Genomic DNA, 19,611 nt, shown 5'->3' on the forward strand with positions numbered 1-19,611 from the left:
TTAATATAGGGAGTCTGTTCTTTTATTCAGGAGTTTGTCTACTATCTAACTCCAAAGTAAAAATAGGATAGACTCCTATTTTTTGTACATTTATTAACTTAAGGATGGTCGTTATAGACTTTAATAGAAATAAGTGTAAACGGGTGTTAATTTAGGGTAAAACACGTTAATAGGATAAATTAAATTTGAGGTGATAAAATGGATAAAGCACAACTCCGAAATGATATGATTGCTTCATTAAAGGCATTATCTTCACAGGAAAAAATAGAAATAGAGAAGCGGTTAACAGATCATTTATTAAATTCTAGTATATGGGCTGAGGCTAATACTATTGGAGTAACAATGTCCCAAGGGTTTGAGTGGGACACTAGGAAAATCATTGAAACTGGCTGGGAACAGGGAAAAACGATTGCCGCACCTAAATGTTACCCATCAGATAAAAGTATGATTTTTTACCAAATTAATCATTATGATCAATTAGAAAAGGTTTACTATGACCTTTTAGAACCTAAACCAGAGGAAACGGTTGAAATTCCAAAGACACATCTAGATTTAATCATTGTTCCTGGCGTACTATATGAACAGAAGGGATACAGAATAGGTTTTGGGGGAGGGTATTATGATCGGTTTTTAGCAGACTTTCCAAATAAGACTGTCTCTTTAGTATCTACACTACAATTAAAAGAGTCACTACCTACAGATCCATATGATATTCCGGTTCAACATATTATTACTGAAAATGGACATTATAAATGATAAGTGAGAACAATATAATGCACTAAAAATGATAACCTCCATTAGGAGATTATCATTTTTTTTAGGATATTTATTAACTATCTTTTGTCTTAATTGTTAGAACTATTAACCCCGCGAGAACCATTACTACTGACAAACTAATAAACACAATTGAGAAAGATCCACCAAATAGAGTAATCAGAGCTCCAAATGTCACTGGAGCAATAAAGCCTCCAAGTGTAGAACCCGTATTGATGACCCCAATAGATGATCCAATTACTTTTTCAGGCAAAATCTTATGTGGCCAAGAAAACACTCCAACAAAGAAAATCGTTATACAAAATGTAAGCAAATATAATAATGCAATTGAGAGTGCCAATGAATTGGTAACCACCAACCCAGCAAATGCTAATGATGAAACGATTGCACTGCTTAAAAATAAAGCTTTCTCTTTATCAGCAAAAAATCTTGTTAATAGTATTCCTGCTAATAATGAAGCGATTGTTCCTCCAACTGCATTTATTGCTAGGATCGTTCCTACTGTACTAATTGATAATGTGAATTTTTCTTTTAAGAAAGAAGGAAGCCACGACATATTTCCGTAAAAAGCCATATTGACCAATATCATAACAACAGATAAGGTTAGTACATTTCGATTGAAAATGACTGATTTAAAACTTGTCTGTTTGGATGTCATTTTCTTTTTTTCTATGGTTGTATCACTTGGAACAAAGAAAATGACCAGTAATAATGAAATGAGAAATAATGTGCCTACTACATAGTAAGCGTAGTTCCAGCTCCAATCAATTAATCTTGCTCCAATTAGAAAAGCTAAGAATCCTCCAATACCACTTGTAGATAATATTAGGGACTGGATAAATGTTCTTCTGTATTTTGAAAAATTTTCGGCAATACTTTTTGAAGTACTAGGTGGATAACCAGCGTGACCAACACCTGCGAAGAAACGAATTAAGATAAATAAAATTAGGCTTCCGGCAAAACCAAATGCAAATGTAAACACAGAAATTAGGGATAGAGATAGAATTAATACCTTTTTATAACCAATTTTATCTGCTAGCCATCCTCCTGGAATTTGCATTAAGGAATAACCTAAGAAAAATATACTCATGATTAAACCTGTCTGACTGGTTGTGAAATTATATTGCTCTGCAATAGGGATAATTGCAGTTGAAATCATATTTTTGTCCATGTATAGCAACGAATAACCAAACATTAAAGCTGTAACTAGCCAAATTTCACTTCTATTATTAACCTCTTGTTCAGCGTTCTTCCCTACCATTTGTTGATCGTGTAATTCTCTTTTAGAAATTGCCATTAATTTTCCCCTTAATAAGTATTCAATAGTATTATTAAATCATATGTGCAGTATAACCCTCGCTTTAAGGTTCTTTGAGTAAAAAACAAGAGAGGGTCCTTTTGTTACTTATTCAAAATAACTACAAACGACTTGGGCAACTGATTTTGCAGCCACTAAAAGTGCATCTTCATCAATATCAAATTTTGGATGATGATTAAAATAAGGATTTTCTACTCCTTTTGGACAACATCCTATATAAAAGAAACATCCAGGAATTTTTTCAAGATAGTATGCAAAGTCTTCTGAAGCAGAGATCATCGGATTTTCAAAGATTTCCTTTATATCTGGATCGTTCATTTTTTCTAGAGACGCTTTAACAAAGGCTGTTTTTTCTGGATCATTATATAAAGGAGGGTAATCTGCTGTATAGGTCAAATCACAGCTAACTCCAAACATTTCTTCAATACCTTTTACAATGCGATGGACCTCTTTTTCAATTATTTGCTGCGTTTCAACAGACATATAGCGAATATCACCTTCAAGTTCAATACTGTCTTTGATTACATTAAAGGTGCCTTTTCCGTCGAAAGAGCCAATCGTGATCACCCCAGCATCAAATGGGTTTAATCGACGACTAATAATTGTTTGGACAGCTGTAACAAAATGTGAGCCAGCAACAATTGAGTCATTTGCCGAATGAGGAGAAGAGCCGTGACCGCCAACACCTTGAATTTTCAGGTTGAAATAGGACCTTCCAGCCATCGCATAGCCACTGCGGATCCCGATAGAGCCTAAAGGTATATTTGGCATTAAGTGGATTCCGAATATAGCATCTAGGTCTTCTAAAACACCAGATTCGACAATACTTTTTGCTCCGCCTGGCGGTACTTCCTCTGCATGTTGATGGATTATTTTAATAGTGCCCGTAATCTCAGACTTTAATTTTATCAAACAGTCAGCAAGAACTAAAAGATAGGCTGTATGGCCATCATGCCCGCATGCATGCATAATTCCTTCGTTTTTAGATTTAAATGGCACATCCGTTTCTTCTACGATTGGTAGAGCATCAAAATCTGCTCGAAGGCCGATAGTTTTCCCAGGTTTTCCACCTTTGATTGTCACTATAATCCCATAACCATTTCCAACATTTCTTTGGATTTCTACATCTTTACCATGATAAAAATCAGCAATATATTGAGCTGTTTTTTCTTCTTGAAACGAAACTTCGGGATTTGCATGTAAATAACGGCGAATTTCGATGATTTCCTCTTTCCGGGACTCTAACATTTCCATTAATTGTTTTTTCATAATGAAATCCTCCTTTTTGATTCAACTAATTGGTATGTATTAACATAAAGCTTTTTGATTAACAGTGAATAGCAAATTGGTAATCGCTTACAATACAATTGATCTTGCTATTCAAAATCAAGGTAACTGATGGATGGAAGGATAACTATATTGTATATTTTTTGATAACACTACGTAATGCTAAAATTTTTAATTTTTAATCCTTAGAATGAAATTTTTTTCATGAAATAATATTTTAGGATATAAAAAAGCAGGTTTAGAATAAGTTTTTCTAAACCTGCTTTATTTGACTGACTACAAAATTATTGTTCCTTATTCAGAGTAACTGCAGACAACTTGAGCAACTGATTTTGCTGCAACTAATAGAGCATCTTCATCAATGTCAAATTTTGGGTGATGATTAAAATAAGCCTTCTCAACGCCTTTAGGCTTACACCCAATGTAGAAGAAACAACCAGGGATCTTTTCAAGATAATAGGCAAAGTCTTCTGATCCTGAGAGCATAGGACCTTCTATGATTTCCTTAATATCTGGATCGTTCGTATTTTCAAGAGTAGACTTCACAAATAAGGTTATCTCAGGGTCATTATATAATGGCGGATAATCTGCAGTATATGTTAATTCACAATTAACCCCGAATTCTTCTTCAATCCCTTTTACAATACGGCGAACCTCTTTTTCGATCAATTGTTGTGTTTCAACTGTCATATAGCGTACATCACCTTCAAGTTCGACACTATCTTTAATAACATTGAATGTGCCTTTTCCATCAAAAGATCCAATGGTGATGACCCCAACATCAAATGGATTTAATCGACGGCTAATAATGGTTTGGACTGCTGTGACAAAATATGCTCCAGCAACAATGGAATCATTTGCGCTGTGAGGGGAAGAGCCATGCCCGCCAACACCTTGAATTTTAAGTTTGAAATAGGTTCTTCCTGCCATTGCATATCCGCTTCGATATCCTATTGTTCCTGCTGAATCAAAAGGGAATAAATGGATGCCAAAAATTGCATCTAAGTCGTCTAAGAGACCTGATTCCATAATACTTTTTGCCCCGCCTGGAGGTGTCTCTTCTGCATGCTGATGAATAATTTTGATGGTACCTGCAACTTCTGACTTTAGTTGAATGAGACAGTCAGCTAGAACTAAAAGGTAAGCGGTATGTCCATCATGTCCACATGCATGCATAACTCCTTCATTTTTGGATTTAAATGGCACATCGGTTTCTTCGAAAATTGGTAAAGCATCAAAATCTGCTCGAAGGCCGATTGTTTTTCCAGGCTTTTCGCCTTTAATCGTGACTACCATCCCATAACCATTTCCTACATTTGTTTGGATTTCAACATCTTTTCCATGGTAAAAATCAGCAATATATTGAGCTGTTTTTTCTTCTTGGAATGATAACTCTGGATTTTCGTGTAAATAGCGACGAATTTCAATGATTTCTTCTTTACGAGATTCTAACATTTCTATTAATTTACTTTTCATCAGACTCATCCTTTTCTAGTTTACTCGTTCAGTATACAATTTTGCAGATTCTTTAACTTCACTAGAATATTTCTTTCTTGAAATAGTATATGATAATGAAATACAAGCCATGGACAGTAATGCGATAACCGTTAATCCGATCCATGCCCATGTATAAGAACCCATTAGATCATATACTGCTCCAGTGAGCACTCCACCTAAAGCCATACCTACTTGAAATGCACTGTTTGTGATTCCCATCATTACTCCAGCGTTGTTAGTACCAAAAATATGGCTGGCATAAAGTGGAATAGATACACTCGCAACTGCATTTCCTAGTGCAAAGAAAATCGCCATTATGATTAAAATTGGTTTATTTTGTCCAAATAATAATAGGATAAAGGCAACGGATATAGCTAAATATCCAAGGGTTCCAGATTTAATAACGCCTAATTTATCACTAAGCCAGCCCAAAATTAATTTACCAAAGATCCCTAATAAAGAATATATGGAAACAATTGTTGCGGCATAAGCCATTCCATGCATATCACTGACATATGGGTTTATTTGCTGAAGAGAGCCCGTTGTAATTAAACCTAGAGTAAAGATTCCTATCATATAAATGTAGAAAAAAGGTTTTTTCTTAGCTTCGGCTGGTGTAATGTCTATTTCAGTTTCAGCCTTTGTATTTAAACTCTGATCTTCTACTTCATCTGCTCCATATGGTTTTAGACCAGCCTCTTCAGGTGTTTTCTTCATGATGAGTAATGCAATAGGCAGGCCGATAATTAGAATAACAAGTCCCATGATAAAATAGGTTTGTCTCCAGCCAAAGTTTGTAATGAGATTTGCGATGATAGGGCTCATTATAAAACCGCCTAAACCAATACCAGAGATTGCAATACTCATGGCTAATCCTCTACTCTTTTTAAACCAATTAACGATAATAATCTGTGTTGTTAAGTTTCCACAGAAAGCGAAGGATACACCTAAAAATGCTGCGGAAATATACAAGTGAAAGATCGATTGTGCGATCCCATAAGACATATAGGAAAGAGAGAAAACGATAATACCGATAGATAAAATCATTTTTACATTGTATTTTTGAACCATCTTCCCGACAATGGGTGATAAAATAATTCCACATACAGCAATAATCGTAGTTGTTAATGTAAAAGCACTACGAGGAATATTGAACTCTTCTGTAATTGGAATCATATAAAGACTAACTAATGCGCTTGTAAATGGAACAGTTATTGTTATTAATAAAAGACCGGCTAATACGATCCACCAACCATAAAATAAACCTTTTCTCTTTGGCATACTTACTCCTCCCAAAAATTTAAAAGTGGTAATCGCTAACATCCTTGAATTACCCTTGATTTACCCTTGCTTTGTAGAATGTAAACAAGGTTATAAATATTCAGCTGAACTATAGTTTTATTGTATAGGAATGATAGCGCTTACGTAATGTTAAAAAATTTCATTTTTGCTTGATAAAATGAAATTTTTTTCACAAACAATGAGAGAGGCTGTTTGTATGCATCTTTAGCTATTAGTTAAGCAGATTGAGTAATATTTCTAATTTTAGTCGATCTAGAGGTTCCTCTAGTTCAATATGAATTCGATCTTTTATATGTTCAATTCTCTTTCTTACCGTATTAATATGAAGATAAAGCTTTTTTGCTGTATGACTATAATTCATGTTGCAATCGAGATAGACTTTCAAGGTATCGATTAATTCCTTATTTTCATCGTGATCGAATAACTTCTTTAAATCCTTAAGCATCATTTCAACTTCATCTTTTTGGATATCTATCCATGCAAATGCTCCTAAATCTGAGTAGACTAGGTAATTTTTATTTGGAAATATCAGTTTGCCATTCGTTATTGTCTTTTCACATCTTGTATAATTTCTTTTTAATTCAAATATTGTATCGCTTTTATCAGATATTCCAAACAAAAGATTTATATTATCTACTTTTCTTTCTAGTTTATTGTATAGTTCTCTAAAATACTTTCTAACAAGCTTTAAATTTTTTTCGTGCGAAAGGGTTTCATCTTTCGGAATGAGAAAAATAAAGCTATTTTCATCAAGGATCGCCATTCTGATATCAGTGTAACTAGTATTTGTGTAGACTGTATTTTTTACGATATCCTTATAACTTGATAGTTGTATATCGTTGTTCGTTTGCGTCATTAATATCAAATAATACTTTAAATTTATATCTAGCTTTAAATCTGTTGCACGTTTAGCGATTATTTCGTGATTGGATAGGTTTCCTAATAAGTAATCAGCAATAAACTTTTCAAAGCCTGCATCACCAATGTTCTGAGCAATGAGTAATTGTTCATATAAGGATTGAAGCAATACAAAGCCAATCCGTAGAGCAAATTGATCGAAATAGTCTATCAGATCTGTAGCTTCAACTACTACGAAGTATGCTTCTATTTTATCGCCGACTGTAATTGGAACCGTAATCCAACTATAGGGCCGAACATATTTATCATCAAAGAATCGATAACGAACCATGTTTAGATTATTGCAAAGAATTTCTTTAGTATAATCGAAGGAAGGTTCCCAAAAGTCTTCTATCTCTAGTTGGTCAGCCAGCTTCAAAAAGGCTGGAGAACTATAGTAGGCTTTTTCATTTGATAAGTCATAGAGCATGGCAGGGAAATTCATTTCTTTCTCAATTTGAGATAATATTTTATCGATCTTTCTAACCTGATAGGAGAGGTTAGAATAGTTGTTTGGATTCGTGTTCCTGATATTGAACTGTCTAATGCTTTGATTCATAACAAGAACATTCAGTTGATTCATGATTCCCATCCATGAATACTCTAACGGGATATTTATTAAAGGGATATTATACTGATCAAAAGCTGCGATCACATGCTCTGGTATATGATCAATGAACCTTCCTAATTTTATCCCAAAAGCTGATATTTTGTTCAAGTCGCCTGATTCTATAATATTTTCGAATAATCCTGGATTTTTATAAAATACATAGCCTGATGTGATTACTAACTCTCGGCCATAACTCCATCTTTCGAAACTGTCAGGGGCATCCATTACGGCAATACCTTGTATTTGATTGTCAAGTCCTTTATGTCCAGCTATTAATTTAAAATCTTTGAAAGGTTCAGATTTAAGCATATCTCTCACGTAGATACCCATGATTTCTCAACTACTTTCTATATAAAATGTCGAATGTTATCATTATAGCAAAATGAAAATAAAGATTATAGGCTAATAGAGAAGTAAAGTATGATTGGAACAAATTGGATTTTCTTCAAATGTTGAATAGTGAAAGAATGGGGACATAAAGAAAAAATCCATACTTTTTAAGCAAAGTAAATAGATGGATATATAGTAAAAGAATAATAATAAATAAAAAACCCTTGAAACGTTGTTTTAACAACATTTCAAGGGTTTTATTAGCATTAAAATAATTAAGCTAATATTAACGAGAGTAGAACTCAACGATAAATGCTTCGTTAATTTCCGCTGGAAGTTCAGAGCGTTCTGGTAAACGAGTGAATGTTCCTTCTAGCTTGTCTGCATCAAAAGTTAAGTAATCAGGAACAAAGTTGTTCACTTCGATTGCTTCTTTGATGATATCAAGGTTACGTGATTTTTCGCGTACACCGATTGTTTGACCAGGTTGCAGGCGGTAAGATGGAATATCTACACGCTTGCCATCTACTAAAATGTGACCATGGTTAACAAGTTGACGAGCTTGACGACGAGTACGCGCTAAGCCTAAACGGTAAACAAGATTATCTAAACGTGAGTCTAAAAGAATCATGAAGGTTTCACCATGAATACCACCCATTTTACCCGCTTTAACGAATAAGTTATGGAATTGTTTTTCATTTAAACCGTACATATGGCGAAGCTTTTGCTTTTCTTGTAATTGTAAACCATATTCAGATAATTTTTTACGTTGGTTTGGACCATGTTGTCCAGGAGCGTAAGGGCGCTTTTCTAATTCTTTACCAGTGCCGCTTAAAGAAACTCCTAAACGACGAGACAGTTTCCAACTTGGACCTGTATAACGAGCCATGAATGACTCCTCCTCTTTGTTTTTATTTTTGGTAAAATAAAAACAGATGTGACGTCTTTCTTGGGCATTTTGTTTTTTATGTACATTCGCCCTGCAGCAGAGGGTTACTCATACACCGTCATCAACGAGGAACAAAATGTAGCCAAAAAAGGATTCACATAAGCTGCGATATTTTACACAAAGAATATTATAAGATTAAAAGGATATAGTTGTCAAGTATATCCTTTTGAATTAATAAAAAAAGGTGTGTAAAATGGGAAAGTACGACAATAAAGTGAATTTTATTCCTACATTAGCTAAGAGGTAACATTAAGAATTCGGAATATAGTATAATGAAGTAAAAAAGACCTACATTTATTAAATAGTGATCGAAAATTAGGTGAGGATTCCATGGAAACGGTTGAGGAGCGGCTTATTTTAAATATAAAATCTCAATTATATAATATTATTACAAAGAATTCATGTCCACTTCAATATGAACCTACTATACTTGAAATGCTAAAAGTCATTCAAGAAATATTAAATTTTCACGAGGCAGGTCTTTGTATATTTAACGACTATAAACAAGAACTGATAATTGAAGTTACTACAAATCCTGAGTTTAAGTTGGATGGAAGTGAACTAGATCGTATTAACTACCAAAGTCCATCTAAATTTTCATTGAATGCGAATCGTTATGGCTGGATTATCCCAATTAAACAAAAAGAGTCCTTTCAACGTTTTCTCATCCTTGTTGGACATGATAAAAATACTTATCATTTATCATTATCTTTCCTTGTAACATTAAGTCAGGAATGTCTTTGCTTTTTAGAAAAACTTAACTTTCTAATCAATTTAATCTCTGAGCAAAAGAGATACAAGCAGTTATTTAGGGTCACTGAAAAGGTTCATTCAACGATGAATATGGAATCAGTATTAACTGAAATCATCGGGTCTTTACGGGAAATTTATCCTGATTTTACCTACGATTTGCTTTTGTCCCAGGATTATAAAGAGCATGATGGGCTCCCAATTAAAGAGTTCGATTATGATAGTAAAAACAATGCACTTATGGAAGCTTATGTTACAGGAACTTTGCAATTTGAGAATTCTTCTGAAGAAGAGAAATCCATTTTGTATGCTCCATTAAAAGGAAAACAGGGAGTTTATGGGGTATTGCAAATAAATACCACGAATTCTCTTGTATTTCCCAAAAACGAGGTAGAATTTATCTCCCTCCTTGCTAAAACTGCAGGTGTGGCGATGGAAAATGCCCAACTTTATGAGCAATCCAAACGATTAGTTGCTGATTTGCAACTAATTAATGAAACGAGCCAGCGGCTAAATTCTAGTCTAAGACTAAAAGATACGATGCAATATATGTCAGAGCAAATTATTTTATCGTTAGGCGCTGAGGAAGTAGGGTTTATAGGGATTAACCCTAAAAACAAGGACATAAAGGTTCACGGGGGAAGCACAGAATTCTTTTTTACTGACTGGTCTAGGCCGTATATTGACTTTGCCAAAAACCGGGTGATAAAAGATCTTGATTCGATTTTTATAGGTGAATTCAAATTGCCTTTAACAGAAGGAAATTCATCTGTACCGGTTTATAAGTCAATCATGGTCGTACCTATGTTACAAGCAAACTTATTAAATGGTTTTGTTATAGTATTACACCAGGACACCTATGCATTCTCTTTTGAAACCTTTAAATTACTAAAGTCATTAATTCATCATTCCACCTTGGCCTTTACAAATACAATTTTAAGAGAAGAACTTGAAAAGATGGTCATTACAGACTATTTAACTCGATTGTATTCTCGTAATTATTTGGATGAAAAAATTAAAGAATCCATGAATCTTGATGCAGAAGGAACGTTTATCATGATTGACATTGATAACTTTAAAGTAATTAATGATACTTATGGTCATCAAATTGGTGATGAAGTGATTATCCAAGTGGCAGAGATTATTCGAGCAAATATTCGTTCTACTGATATTGGAGCTAGATGGGGTGGAGAAGAACTTGCAGTTTATTTACCTAGAGTTCCATTAGAAATTGGCGTCCACATTGCTGATAGACTAGTAAAAAAAGTGAGAGAATTGTCAAATCCGAAGATTACTGTATCATGTGGGGTGTCCCATTGGCAGAGCGAAGATAACGATACGTATACTTCGTTATTTAAAAGAGCTGACCAAGCTTTATATACGGCAAAAGAAACTGGGAAAAATAAAGTAGTGACACAATTAAAGCTCCTCTCATAAGGAGCTTTTTGCTATTTCTCAGCTTAACGGCTCCATAAGGCCTCTACCTCAAGATTTTGAGTAAAATAAAAGAAGATAGGTGGGGGATGAAAGAACCCCCCATCTGATGAAAGTTTCGCCTTATCGAAATAGATAGAAAATTTGAGTTTTTTGTCGAGCTAATATTAAAGGATACAGCGATAATAAGTCGAATCTTTTATGTATTGCAGCGAAATATGGATGAATTGGGAATAAAAACTGAAAGGGTGGTGGTGAAGTTGAAAAAAAATTCGAAAGAAGCCATTGTACAGGCAGCGATTTCTTTGTTTAATACAAATGGATTCCACGGGACTTCAATACGTGATATAGCAAAAAAAGCAGAAGTGAATGCTGCCAATATTTCCTATTATTTTCAAAGCAAAGAAGGTCTATTAGAATATTGCTTTATGGCTTATTATGAAAATTATTTAATCGAATTAGAAAAAGGAATGGCTAATCTTGATGATGGAGCTTTTCCGTGCTTGAAAAAGGTCATTGAAAATTTAGTGAATTTTCATTATCAAAACAGCCATTTAACCCGTTTTATTTTACGTGAACTTTCAGTGGATAGCCAAATTGTCCGAGAAATGATGTCAACCTATTCTGTAAAAGAGAGGTATTGTTTCACACAAATCCTCGAAATCGGTATGTTACAAAAAGAATTTAATAAAATAAACATTAATTATTTTATATTACAATTAAAAAGTTTGCTATCAATGCCATTCCTTAACAGTCAATATATTTCAGAAGTCCTCCATATTTTCCCACATGAGAAATACTTTGCTGAAAAATATTTGAAAGAAATCTATCAATGGGTTGAGAGTGTCTTAAGACCAGACACACTGCAATCCAAGACCTATATTAGTTAAAAATGTATAAAATCTTGCATTTCTTTGTAGCCTTGTCCAAGTTCTTTTGCTTGATGTGCATCAGAGCCATATACGAGCGGGACCTGCATTTCAACTGCCTTCTGTATCACCCAGTTAGGAGGATAAGGTTCCCGGCAAAGGGGTTTTGCAGTACCGGCTCCATTATAGTCTAGTGCATAGCCATGTTGTTTAATTAACTTTAGTATCTCTATTATGGCTGAATTTTCATTACCTTGATAAGGGAACCTTTTTTGAAACTTGTGTACGAGCGTAATATGACCGATTCGTTTAGGTTTAAAGACGCCTAAATCACTAGTAATTGACATACGAACTGTATCATAATATTTTTCATATATCTTCTCAACGGAGCCGTATTCGTGTATCATCTGTTCAAAATACTGTGGACTGTAATCAAGGCAATCATATTTGTCACCATTTTTAAGAAAATGTACAGACAATATTGCATCGTCAAGCTTTGAACCTATGTTGTTTAAAGCTTTTTTTATTTCCTGTTCATAACCTTCGATATAATCAACCTCGAGACCGCAATTGATTTTGATTTTACCTTTATACTTTTCTTTTAGTGCTCTTATTTCCTCGAAGTATAAATCTAATTGATTTGCACTCATAGCACTATCCTGTGTTGGGGTTGTATCAATAAATCCATCTGGAAGGGGAGCGTGTTCAGTAAATGAGACCTCCTCGAAATCGAGTGAAATTGCCATTTCGATATATTTTTCAAAAGGATCTTTCGTCCCGTGTGGACAGTAATAAGTATGGATATGACCGTCTTTTTTACCCATTTGAGTCACTCCTCAAGAAATATTTTTTAACAATTGTTAATTTTTGTGTTTTAATAGAGTTATGCTTTTTATAGAATATAAGTGGCATTTTGACTAAGTTTAGGGAAAAACATCATGTCAATCAGAAAAAAATTGATTTTAATAGTCAAAAAATGTCGTTTACATGTTATCATAAAAACATTGAAAAGAATATGTACGTGGCTTAAAATATGGAATTTCTTACCTCGACATTAATGCATCTGCTTTAGTACACAATTTAATCATATACACAGTTGTTTGTGAGGTATTTAACTTCATATAAAAGCCCAAATTTATTAATGAAATATTTATCCATAAAAATTTACAACTTATCATATATAACTGGTTCGGAGAAGAACAGGGGGCACAGCAAATTGGAATACGTTATTGGTGGAATTGCAGTATTAATTTGTATATTCCTAGCGGGATTTTTTATGAAGAAAAAATATTATAAGGAAACGGATCGTTTAGAAGCTTGGAAGATGGATATTACGAACCGCCCTGTCCTTAATGAAATGCAAAAGGTAAAACGACTTAACATGAATGGCGAAACGGAAGAACGATTTGAGCGGTGGAGAGGAACTTGGGATGAAATTGTCACCACAGAATTACCGCGTATTGAAGAATTATTGTTTGATATCGAAGAGAGTATTGATAAATATCGTTTCAAACAGGTGAAACAAATTCAAGCAGAGGTTAATACGAAACTTTCTACAATTGAAGATACCATTAAAACGCTTCTAAATGAGTTAGGGGAACTTGTAGGAAGTGAGGAAAAAAACCGGGCTGAGATTGATGGCTTAAAAGAGACTTATCGAGAGTGCAAAAAGAGGTTGTTGGCTCATCGTTACTTATACGGAAAAATGGAAAAACCGCTTGAAGAGAAATTAGAAAATATTTCCAAACTCTTTCAAGGGTTTGATGAGAATACAAATCATGGAAATTACTTAGCGGCTCGAGAAATTGTAATACACATCCATGAATTATTAACGAAAACAAAACGGGAAATGGACTCTATTCCTAATTTACTAAATGAGTGTCAATCCATTATTCCAGCTATGTTAGTTGAACTCAACGAAGGATATCGTGAAATGCTAGCTCAAGGGTATGTATTAGATCATATTTTAATTGAAGAGGAGAAAGATAGAATTTCTCAAGAACTGCAACTCGTTATGACTCAATTTGAAGAGATGGATATGGATGAAGTCCAAGTTAGTGTTGAACAGTGGAAACAATCAATCGAACAATTGTACGATTTGTTGGAAAAGGAAGTATTAGCTAAGCATGAGATGAAAAAGCATGATCGTGAAATATTAGAGAAGCTTCAAATGGCTAAAAACGTAAATCGTGAATTAAACGATGAATTTATTCAAGTTCAATTAAGTTATCATTTAAATGATTCCTATATGGATATCATTGAAAAATTGGCGAAACGATTGGATCAGCTTTTTACCCGATTTGATTTAATTGAGAATAAAATGAATGATAATGTAGCTGCATATTCTTATTTGCAACTTGAGTTAACAAGTGTGAGAGACTCTTTAGATGCTATTGTTGCTGAACAAGCAGAATTTGCTGAGAAAATGCAAACTTTACGTAAAGACGAGATTGAAGCTCGAGAAAAGGTTGCTTTATTACGGAAGCAAATTGCTGAAACCATTCGTCTTATCTCAAATAGTAACATTCCGGGAGTTCCTCAAGATTTCCAATATATGATGGAGGAAGCTCAAGATAGTATTAAGCAAGTGATCGGTAAATTAAATGAAACCCCACTTAATATTCCAGATGTGAAAGAATTCTTAGAGGTAGCGATTTTAACGGTTGAGAATTTAACAAATAAAACAAATAACCTATTTGAAACAGTTGCGATTACAGAAAAAGTTATTCAGTATGGAAATCGTTATCGAAGCAGACATACATCTGTTAATCAGGGGTTAAAAGAGGCCGAAAAATCCTTCCGATCTTTTCAATATCAGGAAGCATTGGAACAGGCAGTTGCGGCAATTGAACAGATTGAACCAGATGTCTTAAAGAAAATTGAAAATCAACTGGATGAGGAGCTAGTCGAAGTATAAGGTAGACAAAAAGGTTTGCTAAGGGCAAGCCTTTTGTCTTTCTTAATTTTTCAAATAGCTTACAGTATGCTAATATTTAACTTCAACTAGGATTCATCTCTCACTTTTATAAGTAAGGGATGAATATTGATAGTTCGCTGATTCAGTGGGGAAAATCCGGACGCAAATTTTGGCGGCATATTTGATTATATATATAAATAATGAGGAGGGGGTTAGGTGATTTACCTAGACAACAGTGCAACAACAAGGCCATTTCCAGAAGTTTTACAATCTTTTGTTAAAGTTTCATCCGATTATTTTGGTAATCCATCTTCCCTTCATAATTTTGGTGGAAAAGCCGAGCAATTATTAAGACAGGCAAGAATTCAAGTATCCCAACTACTTTCTGTAAAACCACAGGAAATTATATTTACATCAGGTGGAACGGAAGGGAATAATTTAGCTATAAAAGGTGTCGCACTTGCAAATAAACATAAAGGTCGTCACCTTATTACAACAAATATTGAACATGCATCTGTTCGAGAAGTATTCCATTCATTAAAAGGTGAGGGTTTCAAGGTTACAATAATAGAGGCTGACCGTAATGGAATCGTAGATCCTAAACACATTGAAAATGCCATGCAAGATGATACCATTCTTGTTTCTGTTATGCATGTAAATAATGAAGTAGGAACAATACAACCAATCGAAGAAATTGGTCATATCGTAAAGAAGTATCCAACCGCATCATTTCATGTTGATTATGTCCAAGGGGTTGGGAAGGTTCCGCTCCATTTTGAGAAATGTGGGATTGACTTATGCACGATGTCAGGCCATAAGTTTCATGGATTAAAAGGAACGGGGTTGCTATTCATAAAAGATGCGGTTAAAATAAATCCGTTATTTCATGGGGGAAACCAAGAAGGAAAACGGAGAAGTGGTACGGAAAATGTGGCAGGGGCTGTGAGCATTGCTAAAGCATTACGGATGATACTAGAAAAGTACGATACAGAAAAAGAACATCTACAAAGCTTGGCAAATGAAATTAAGCAAGGATTAGAATTAATTAATGGTGTTATAATTAATACACCCGAGGGATCAGCACCACATATTATTAATTTCTCAGTCCCACAGATTAAATCTGAGGTACTTGTGCATGCACTTGAGGAAAAGGAAGTCTATGTATCGACAACCTCTGCATGCTCATCCAAACATAAAACTTTAAGCAATACATTGATTGCTATGGGGGTACCAAAAGATCGGGCAACCAGTGCAATTAGAATAAGTTTAGATTATTGGAATACAATGGCAGAAGTAAAGAGTGCTTTATCCGCAATTAAGGAGACGATTGACGTACTTAGAAAGGTTATGAAATAAAATGAATTACGATCGAATATTAGTCCGCTATGGTGAACTTTCCACAAAGGGCAGAAACCGCAGTAAATTTGTTGAAAAATTAAGCAATAGTATAAAAGGGGCCTTACATGATTTCCCGAATGTATCGATCAAAGGAAACCGTGATCGTACATATGTAGTCCTAAACGGTGAGGACGGCAAACAAATTTGTGAACGTCTAAAGGGTGTATTTGGTATTCAATCCTTTAGTCCAGTAATTAAAACTAGTAAAGACTTGGATGAAATGAAAAACGCAGTTCTAGAACTGTTCAAGGATGTCTATCATGTGGGCCAAACATTTAAAATTACGACAAGGCGTGCGGATAAAACATATTATATGGATACAGGTGAATTAAACCACACTTTTGGGGGTCATATTCTTCAAAATGTACCGAACTTAAAGGTTGATGTTAAACAACCTGATATTAATATGGTTGTTGAAATTAGGTCAGAAGCGGCGTATATTTCCTGTCAAACTTTTCAAGGAGCGGGTGGCTTGCCGGCAGGATCAAGTGGAAAGGCAATGCTCATGCTTTCTGGTGGAATTGATAGTCCTGTTGCTGGTTACTTATCTTTAAAAAGGGGATTAGAAGTCGAGGGTGTCCATTTCTTTAGTCCACCTTTTACAAGTGAACGAGCAAAACAAAAGGTAATGGATTTAGCTGAGAAGTTATCGAATTTTAATGGTCATTTTATGTTACATATTGTACCATTTACTGAAATTCAACAGATCATCCAAAAGCAAATTCCAGAAAACTACACGATGACAACGACTAGAAGGCTTATGTTACGAATCACTGATGAGATTCGAAAAAAACAAGAAGCATTAGCAATTGTGACAGGAGAAAGTCTAGGACAAGTGGCAAGCCAAACGATTGAAAGTATGTATGCGATTAATGAAGTGACAAATACACCGATATTACGACCACTAGTCATGATGGATAAATCCGACATTGTTCATATCGCGCAGGAAATCGACACTCACGATATATCGATTAGACCATTTGAGGATTGCTGCACGGTATTTGTTCCACCTTCCCCAAAAACAAAGCCGAGAAGAGAAAAAGTCAATCATTATGAAAGTTATTTTGATTTTGAACCGTATATTCAAAAGGCTGTTGAAAATATCGAATCGATCTTAATTAAACCACAAAGCAATAAGATGGATGTTTTTGATGAGCTTTTTTAATTAATTATTGATTTTAATGTACTTGCTTTCCACTTTAATCTATGCATATATTTACCAATTGAGTTGTTGAATGAAGTCATGTGATTCTACACATTATATACTCACAAGGAGGTGAAGATCACATGCCAAACAACAACTCAAACAACCTTTTAGTACCTGGAGTTGAACAAGCTCTTGAGCAAATGAAATATGAAATTGCTTCTGAGTTTGGTGTAAACCTTGGTGCAGAAACTACATCTCGTGCTAACGGTTCTGTAGGTGGAGAAATCACAAAGCGTTTAGTTCAAATGGCTGAACAACAATTAAACGGCGGTATGACTCGATAAACAACAAATAAATAAAAATGGCTACAAGGAGCGGGATTCATTCTCGCTCCTTTTCACTTGTGGTCATTCATTCTCCTGTATTCCCTTTTAAGTGCTTGGTCTTATCAACAAGTTAAATGTATACTAAAATCTGATTAAATTGTGTTATTATGAAATACAGATGTTTGGAGGCGAAAGAATGAAAAGAGAAGATTTAATAGCTCCATTGCAATATAATCTTGTAATGGAAATTGAAAAATATGCAAAGGACGACAAGAAAATTGCAGTTAAATGGGAAGACCATGAGGGTCAGACTCAAGAAATTACATATCGCTCCTTAATGTTAACTGCTAATAAAATTGGAAATGTTTTTCTAGAAAAAGGTTTAAAAAAAGGCGATGTTGTACTGATCATCATCCCTCGATTAATAGAAGCATACGAAGTATACTTAGCAGCGTTAAAATTAGGAATTGTCGTTATTCCAAGTTCAGAAATGCTAAGAGAAAAAGACTTGCAATATCGTATTGTTCATGGGGATGTCAAAGCTGTGATCAGCTATTATCCGTACACAAGTGAATTAGCCAATATTGAGCAAATGAATGATAAGCTAAAGTTTGTAGTGGGAGAAAATGTGGAAGGATGGATTCGTCTAGAAGATTCTATAACTCACACCTCAGAAGAACTCGAAATCGCTGATACGAATCGTGAGGATATGGCGTTTCTCTCTTATACCTCTGGGACTACGGGGAACCCAAAGGCGGTTGTTCATACCCATGCATGGGCTTATGCGCATTTACGCACTGCAGCAACCCACTGGCTTTGTATTAATGAAGGAGACACAGTTTGGGCAACAGCAGGTCCAGGTTGGATGAAATGGATTTGGAGCCCATTTTTGGCTGTTTTAGGCTCAGGTGCGACAGGAATTTCTTATCACGGAAAATTCGAACCGGAAAAGTACTTACAGCTCCTTGGAAAATATGGAGTCAATGTTTTATGCTGTACACCAACGGAATATCGCTTAATGGCAAAAGTAGATCATCTTGAATCCTATGATTTATCTCATATTCATAGTGCTGTTTCAGCTGGTGAGCCATTAAATCGAGAGGTTATTGATATCTTCAATAAGCATTTTGGTTTAAAGGTACGAGATGGGTATGGGCAAACAGAAAATACCTTATTAGTTGGAATCACAAAGGAAATGGAACTAAAACCAGGATCCATGGGGAAACCAACACCAGGAAATTCAGTTGAAATTATTAATGATGAGGGGCAAATTTGTGGAGTCGGAGAAGTTGGAGACATTGCGGTCCACAAAGATACGCCTGCCCTATTCAAAGAATACTATAAAGAACCGGAACGAACAGCTCAACAATATCGCGGTGAATATTATGTTACAGGTGACCGCGCCAAAAAAGACGAAGAAGGATATTTTTGGTTTGAAGGAAGAAACGATGATATTATTATCAGTTCAGGTTATACAATTGGACCTTTTGAAGTTGAAGATGCGCTTGTAAAGCACCCACTTGTCAAAGAATGTGCGGTAGTAGGAAGTCCAGACCCAATTCGTGGCAATGTTGTTAAGGCATTTGTTATCCTAAAAGAAGGTGTCGAAGAAAGTCAGGAATTAGTTCAAGCTCTTCAGAGTCATGTGAAAGGGATAACCGCACCATATAAATATCCGCGGAAAATCGAGTTTGTTCAAGAACTTCCAAAAACGATATCTGGTAAAATTCGAAGAGTTGAACTTAGAAATCAAGAAATAAGTTTGAAAATCGAACATTAAAATAAAGTTAGCCATTTCATGGCTAA

15 protein-coding genes are annotated in these 19,611 nt (G+C 34.8%); 8 read left to right on the plus strand and 7 right to left on the minus strand.

Features of this window, described 5'->3' with window-relative positions; all coding sequences use genetic code 11:
* Nucleotides 1–198: 198 nt before the first annotated feature.
* On the plus strand, nucleotides 199–756 hold the full coding sequence (locus R4Z10_RS04800) for a 5-formyltetrahydrofolate cyclo-ligase (RefSeq protein ID WP_338472067.1): 558 nt from the start codon (nucleotides 199–201) through the stop codon (nucleotides 754–756).
* 73 nt (nucleotides 757–829) lie between these two features.
* Here R4Z10_RS04800 and R4Z10_RS04805 read toward each other — a convergent pair whose 3' ends face one another.
* The 6 genes from R4Z10_RS04805 to rpsD all read right to left on the minus strand — a co-directional run bounded on the left by R4Z10_RS04805 (nucleotide 830) and on the right by rpsD (nucleotide 8,904).
* Nucleotides 830–2,071, minus strand: coding sequence for an MFS transporter (locus R4Z10_RS04805; protein ID WP_338472068.1), 1,242 nt, complete (start codon nucleotides 2,069–2,071; stop codon nucleotides 830–832).
* Between the two features lie 108 nt (nucleotides 2,072–2,179).
* Nucleotides 2,180–3,361, minus strand: a complete 1,182-nt coding sequence (locus R4Z10_RS04810; protein ID WP_338472069.1) for a M20 family metallopeptidase — start codon at nucleotides 3,359–3,361, stop codon at nucleotides 2,180–2,182.
* 312 nt (nucleotides 3,362–3,673) lie between these two features.
* A complete protein-coding gene (locus R4Z10_RS04815; protein WP_338472070.1) occupies nucleotides 3,674–4,855 on the minus strand; it encodes a M20 family metallopeptidase in 1,182 nt (393 codons plus the stop codon).
* A 15-nt stretch (nucleotides 4,856–4,870) separates the two neighbouring features.
* Entirely contained in the window at nucleotides 4,871–6,157 is a 1,287-nt protein-coding gene (locus R4Z10_RS04820; protein ID WP_338472071.1) for an MFS transporter, read from the minus strand.
* Nucleotides 6,158–6,389: 232 nt separating this feature from the next.
* Nucleotides 6,390–8,015, minus strand: coding sequence for a PucR family transcriptional regulator ligand-binding domain-containing protein (locus R4Z10_RS04825; protein ID WP_338472072.1), 1,626 nt, complete (start codon nucleotides 8,013–8,015; stop codon nucleotides 6,390–6,392).
* Between the two features lie 286 nt (nucleotides 8,016–8,301).
* On the minus strand, nucleotides 8,302–8,904 hold the full coding sequence (rpsD, locus tag R4Z10_RS04830) for a 30S ribosomal protein S4 (RefSeq protein ID WP_338472073.1): 603 nt from the start codon (nucleotides 8,902–8,904) through the stop codon (nucleotides 8,302–8,304).
* A gap of 390 nt (nucleotides 8,905–9,294) precedes the next feature.
* On the opposite strand from rpsD, the gene R4Z10_RS04835 reads away from it, so the two are divergent.
* Together R4Z10_RS04835 and refZ are read left to right on the plus strand one after the other, a co-directional pair.
* Nucleotides 9,295–11,151, plus strand: a complete 1,857-nt coding sequence (locus tag R4Z10_RS04835) for a sensor domain-containing diguanylate cyclase (RefSeq protein WP_338472074.1) — start codon at nucleotides 9,295–9,297, stop codon at nucleotides 11,149–11,151.
* A 257-nt stretch (nucleotides 11,152–11,408) separates the two neighbouring features.
* Entirely contained in the window at nucleotides 11,409–12,038 is a 630-nt protein-coding gene (refZ, locus tag R4Z10_RS04840; protein ID WP_338472075.1) for a forespore capture DNA-binding protein RefZ, read from the plus strand.
* Here refZ and hisJ read toward each other — a convergent pair.
* Entirely contained in the window at nucleotides 12,035–12,841 is an 807-nt protein-coding gene (hisJ, locus tag R4Z10_RS04845) for a histidinol-phosphatase HisJ (RefSeq protein WP_338472076.1), read from the minus strand. The genes refZ and hisJ overlap by 4 nt on opposite strands.
* 392 nt (nucleotides 12,842–13,233) lie before the next feature.
* On the opposite strand from hisJ, the gene ezrA reads away from it, so the two are divergent.
* The 5 genes from ezrA (at nucleotide 13,234) to R4Z10_RS04870 (ending at nucleotide 19,585) form a co-directional block, all read left to right on the plus strand.
* Nucleotides 13,234–14,934, plus strand: coding sequence for a septation ring formation regulator EzrA (gene ezrA, locus R4Z10_RS04850; protein WP_338472077.1), 1,701 nt, complete (start codon nucleotides 13,234–13,236; stop codon nucleotides 14,932–14,934).
* A gap of 216 nt (nucleotides 14,935–15,150) precedes the next feature.
* On the plus strand, nucleotides 15,151–16,290 hold the full coding sequence (locus tag R4Z10_RS04855) for a cysteine desulfurase family protein (RefSeq protein WP_338472078.1): 1,140 nt from the start codon (nucleotides 15,151–15,153) through the stop codon (nucleotides 16,288–16,290).
* Nucleotide 16,291: 1 nt separating this feature from the next.
* Complete coding sequence (gene thiI, locus R4Z10_RS04860) at nucleotides 16,292–17,497, plus strand: tRNA uracil 4-sulfurtransferase ThiI (protein WP_338472079.1); 1,206 nt, start codon at nucleotides 16,292–16,294, stop codon at nucleotides 17,495–17,497.
* Nucleotides 17,498–17,619: 122 nt separating this feature from the next.
* Nucleotides 17,620–17,823 carry an alpha/beta-type small acid-soluble spore protein gene (locus R4Z10_RS04865; protein WP_338472080.1) on the plus strand — a complete coding sequence of 68 codons (204 nt, stop codon included), beginning with the start codon at nucleotides 17,620–17,622 and terminating at the stop codon, nucleotides 17,821–17,823.
* A gap of 178 nt (nucleotides 17,824–18,001) precedes the next feature.
* The gene (locus R4Z10_RS04870) at nucleotides 18,002–19,585 is read left to right on the plus strand and encodes an acyl--CoA ligase (protein ID WP_338472081.1); all 1,584 of its coding nucleotides are present in this window, start codon (nucleotides 18,002–18,004) and stop codon (nucleotides 19,583–19,585) included.
* Nucleotides 19,586–19,611: the final 26 nt, after the last annotated feature.

The sequence above is a fragment of the Niallia sp. XMNu-256 genome (genome assembly GCF_036670015.1).
Taxonomy (GTDB): Bacteria; Bacillota; Bacilli; order Bacillales; family Cytobacillaceae; genus Bacillus_BD.

Coding starts and splice junctions, on each gene's coding strand:
- R4Z10_RS04800 (WP_338472067.1), top strand. CDS start 199: ATGGATAAAGCACAACTCCGAAATGATATGATTGCTTCATTAAAGGCA.
- R4Z10_RS04805 (WP_338472068.1), bottom strand. CDS start 2,071: ATGGCAATTTCTAAAAGAGAATTACACGATCAACAAATGGTAGGGAAG.
- R4Z10_RS04810 (WP_338472069.1), bottom strand. CDS start 3,361: ATGAAAAAACAATTAATGGAAATGTTAGAGTCCCGGAAAGAGGAAATC.
- R4Z10_RS04815 (WP_338472070.1), bottom strand. CDS start 4,855: ATGAAAAGTAAATTAATAGAAATGTTAGAATCTCGTAAAGAAGAAATC.
- R4Z10_RS04820 (WP_338472071.1), bottom strand. CDS start 6,157: ATGCCAAAGAGAAAAGGTTTATTTTATGGTTGGTGGATCGTATTAGCC.
- R4Z10_RS04825 (WP_338472072.1), bottom strand. CDS start 8,015: ATGGGTATCTACGTGAGAGATATGCTTAAATCTGAACCTTTCAAAGAT.
- rpsD (WP_338472073.1), bottom strand. CDS start 8,904: ATGGCTCGTTATACAGGTCCAAGTTGGAAACTGTCTCGTCGTTTAGGA.
- R4Z10_RS04835 (WP_338472074.1), top strand. CDS start 9,295: ATGGAAACGGTTGAGGAGCGGCTTATTTTAAATATAAAATCTCAATTA.
- hisJ (WP_338472076.1), bottom strand. CDS start 12,841: ATGGGTAAAAAAGACGGTCATATCCATACTTATTACTGTCCACACGGG.
- thiI (WP_338472079.1), top strand. CDS start 16,292: ATGAATTACGATCGAATATTAGTCCGCTATGGTGAACTTTCCACAAAG.
- R4Z10_RS04865 (WP_338472080.1), top strand. CDS start 17,620: ATGCCAAACAACAACTCAAACAACCTTTTAGTACCTGGAGTTGAACAA.
- R4Z10_RS04870 (WP_338472081.1), top strand. CDS start 18,002: ATGAAAAGAGAAGATTTAATAGCTCCATTGCAATATAATCTTGTAATG.